Consider the following 3487-nt stretch of genomic DNA (forward strand, 5'->3'; position numbering starts at 1 on the left):
GTTCGTCTTCCCATCCCAGCATGGTCAGCCCTCCAAGAGCCGACCACCCATGAATCATTGAAAAATTGATTCGGGAATCCTATAAAACGCGCCAAAATCAACAATCTGCCAAAGTAGTGCTAGGCCGCGTAGTCATGATTCCGGCACGAGCTGTTTCACCTCCGAGGGCTGCGGACCGGTAAGGGTCTTGGCTGTGTGTGAAAACGCCAACACGGTCAATCGCGATAGGTTATTCGTCTAAGACTGCTTTAGTCGCTCAACGCGCAAGCAGATTAAACTTCGAGGTGGTGCGGGGAAATATCATTCTTCGCCGGAGACGTATCGCGGTCGGGCCTCGCGCAGACCTGCGTGAAGTCGCAACGTGCTGGCGCAGTGTCGGGCGCGGGCGGGTTGTTCGATTACTCTGAGGATCCAAGTGAGTTCAGACGGGATGAGCCGGAGGATAGGCCGGCTAGACAAGCCCTCCTAATATTTCGTCATTGAATTGATGGCCTCGGCAATGGCAGCGGGTTCTGCGTGCGTGACCATATGTCCGGCATTCGGAATTAGGTGAAGATCGGACCGAGGCAGCGCTTGATGTAAATCTCGAGCTTGTTTCTGTTCGATCACCTGGTCCTCTGCTCCATGGAATATTTTTACGCGGGGACCCATAGTCGAATAGTGAGCTTGGAACTGTGTTGCAGTTGGAATGAGGAGTGCGCTTTCCTGCGCAGCCGCCCTCAATTGTGTGGGCCTGAGAACGAGAGACGCTGGAAATTCATTCTTAAATGTCGACGGGACGGATCGGGGCGCGAAAATCTTGCGGAGGGCTCCGGGCAACATGGCCCACGAGATGATCGGCGCGACGGTGTAGCTGACCAAGTCGCCCAAGACCGGTATGGCCGGACCTGACATCAACCACACATCCAATCGGAAGGTCGGGAAGTAGTAGCCGGACGCAAGTACAAGACCGCGGATCGGATAATCCTTCCGCATGCCGAGAGCGATAGCGACCAAGGCGCCCCAAGAATGGCCCAGCACCACGGGATCGCGGATCCCGAGTTGCTCGAGCCCCTTCACCAGCAGAGCTGCTTGAGCAGCTGCGCTCCATACTCGGAGCCGCGGCCGCTGACTGTAGCCAAAGCCCGGGCGGTCGAAGCATACCACGCGATTGCTGCGGGCAAGAAGATCGACCAGCCCGCCGATTATGAAGTCCTGGATCATGGATCCATTGCCATGAAGCAGCAAGACGCAAGGAGCCGCGGGATCGCCCCGATCGATATAGTGGAGTACCACGCCGTCGCACTCGAGAAACTTGCCGATAGGCGGATTCCTTCGCTCGGCCAGCTTGGAGAAGCCGATGTTGCCGATGACGAGAAGCGCCAACAACAGGGTCGCGATGAGCAGTACGGTTTCAGCGGTGGTCATGACTGAGCCTTGCGCTAGGACCAACAACATCTGGCCCGGAGCGCGAGCAGACGAGCCAGATCAAGCAATAATTGGAAGTTGAAGTGCTCGTTCCTGCGCGCAATCGCGGAGGATTGATTAAAAGATCGCTCGGCCCGGAACGGTCCAGAATTGCTCACGTTTGCTCGCCAAGGATCGCATGTGACGCAGCGCAAAGCGATCCGCCTCACGAACAAGAACGATGGAGCAACGAAATGACCAATCCACGCCCAGAGGAAAAACCCACCCAAAGCCCTGAGGACACAATCCGCCGCGCCGGCGAGAGGACCGCTGAGCAGACCAGACGGATCGGCTTGGCCACCGCCGAGGCTGGGGAGGAGGTGGCGCAAGCCAGCGGCCATCTCTTGCGGCAAAATACCGAGATGTTGCAAAACGCCTGGCGCTTCGGACTCGACATGGCGGCGGCCATGATGGGCCGCTCGACTGATCAGCTGGGTCGCACGTTCGGTTTGAGCGGCAATGAGGCGCAGCAGGCAGCGGAACGCTCGGTCCGCAATGCCGAAGCAATCATGTATTCTACGACCGCAGTCGCGAAAGGAATGAACGGTGCGTCGCGCGAGTACTTCGATTTCATGCGACAGCAGATCGAGAGGAACATGGATCGCATGAATGAACTCTGGAGCTGCCGCACTCCTCACGATTTGGCCGCTGTGCAAACCGATCTGATGCGTGACACGATCAAGAGTGCGTTGGATACCCACCGCCGGATGGCCGACTTGTCTCTGAAGGTGGCGGACGATGCCGGAAATCATATAACTCAGAGCATCGAACGCATGCGGCAGGCTGCCTAAGGGCGGCTGGTACAATCATGCCACCGGCGCGGCGGACCCTCAGCCTCGCCTGTGCCTGTCCTGGCTCGCGAAAATTCCGGCTTCGCTTCCACAATAATCCACAGTCAGCTCAAGACACTGCTCGAGCATCGATAGGCGAAGAGCCACTTCTTTTGTTCAAGTTGACCCCCGAGCAGCTGCGGATCGCGCTCGCAGGACAGCAGAACGGTGAGCCCCAGAGGCGGATCGCCGCTGCGTTCAACGTGAGTGCGTCCATGATCTCGGAAGCGCAGCGCGCTCGAGCGGTCGATCAGCGCAAGCGCGCATTAGCGGAATGGCTGGATGCGCAGACCGCTCGCGACAGCAATGGCGACGAGACAGCATGGCACGTGAAGCCTTGCCCCACCCTAATGTTCGTCAACGGCGCCGGCGAACTCGACCAAAAGCATGACCAGGACCTACGCGATACCTGCGTCATGCTTCTCGATCGGGCTGGCTGCGACTTGCTGACGATCTGCGACATCACAGGGCATTCATACCGAAGCGCGCAGACCATCGTGAAGCACTATCGCGCCCGCAATGCGGCTCTCGCCGATTCCGGCATCGACAGGCTTGAATTGCAGGTGCGGACGGAAGGCATGAAGAGCTGAACGCAGACCGATAGGTCTCATTTGGCTGCGCGTTTCAGCGGTGGATGGCCTTCGGCCCTAATTATCCGACTCGTCGCACGGCGTGCGACGTACGACCATTAGAAGCGTCGCACGAGACCCGGCTTGTTCTGTCGCGAAATTAAAAAAAGCCCTTGCGGGCCAATCTCTTAAGGGTGGTGGGCGCACCAGGGCTCGAACCTGGGACCCGCTGATTAGGAGTCAGCTGGTCTTGTCCGCATCAGATCGAACTCGGCGTGGCAGCAAATCGCGAAGTTGGCCGATACGGCGAATCCTTGGAATCCTTGAAAGAGAAGGGATTAAGTGAAGTAACCGATCTTCACTTGGTCGCGCGCTTCCCTTCAGAAGATTTGCTTCTCAGCAAGGATTCGTTTTCCGGTGAAAAAACAAGAGCTGCGCTGCTACCGTTTTGCTACGGGGAGGTTTCGCGCATTGCGCTGCGGCCTTCAACCCAGCTAACCTGCTGATAAGACGGGTGAGCGGCCCGAGACATAGGTGACAGAACGTACCGGGCACATGGGTTACACTTTCCGCTTTTGTTCTGCGGGAGGTGTGGATGCCGTGGAAAGCGAGTTCGGTAATGGAGGAGCGCCTTCGCTTTGT

4 protein-coding genes are annotated in these 3487 nt (G+C 57.9%); 3 read left to right on the forward strand and 1 reads right to left on the reverse strand.

Annotation, left to right across the window (positions count from 1 at the left end; all coding sequences use genetic code 11):
- Nucleotides 1-465 precede the first annotated feature (465 nt).
- Nucleotides 466-1407 (reverse strand): alpha/beta fold hydrolase, encoded by a 942-nt coding sequence (locus EAV90_RS38855; protein ID WP_129146443.1) that lies wholly within the window; start codon nt 1405-1407, stop codon nt 466-468.
- A 233-nt stretch (nt 1408-1640) separates the two neighbouring features.
- On the opposite strand from EAV90_RS38855, the gene EAV90_RS38860 reads away from it, so the two are divergent.
- From EAV90_RS38860 to EAV90_RS39995, 3 genes are all read left to right on the forward strand, one after another.
- Nucleotides 1641-2237 carry a phasin family protein gene (locus tag EAV90_RS38860; protein WP_129146444.1) on the forward strand — a complete coding sequence of 199 codons (597 nt, stop codon included), beginning with the start codon at nt 1641-1643 and terminating at the stop codon, nt 2235-2237.
- 254 nt (nt 2238-2491) lie between these two features.
- Nucleotides 2492-2866 carry a hypothetical protein gene (locus EAV90_RS38865; protein WP_129146445.1) on the forward strand — a complete coding sequence of 125 codons (375 nt, stop codon included), beginning with the start codon at nt 2492-2494 and terminating at the stop codon, nt 2864-2866.
- Nucleotides 2867-3120: 254 nt separating this feature from the next.
- A complete protein-coding gene (locus tag EAV90_RS39995; RefSeq protein WP_164937300.1) occupies nt 3121-3351 on the forward strand; it encodes a hypothetical protein in 231 nt (76 codons plus the stop codon).
- Nucleotides 3352-3487: the final 136 nt, after the last annotated feature.

It is taken from the genome of Bradyrhizobium vignae (genome assembly GCF_004114425.1).
Taxonomy (GTDB): Bacteria; Pseudomonadota; Alphaproteobacteria; order Rhizobiales; family Xanthobacteraceae; genus Bradyrhizobium; species Bradyrhizobium vignae.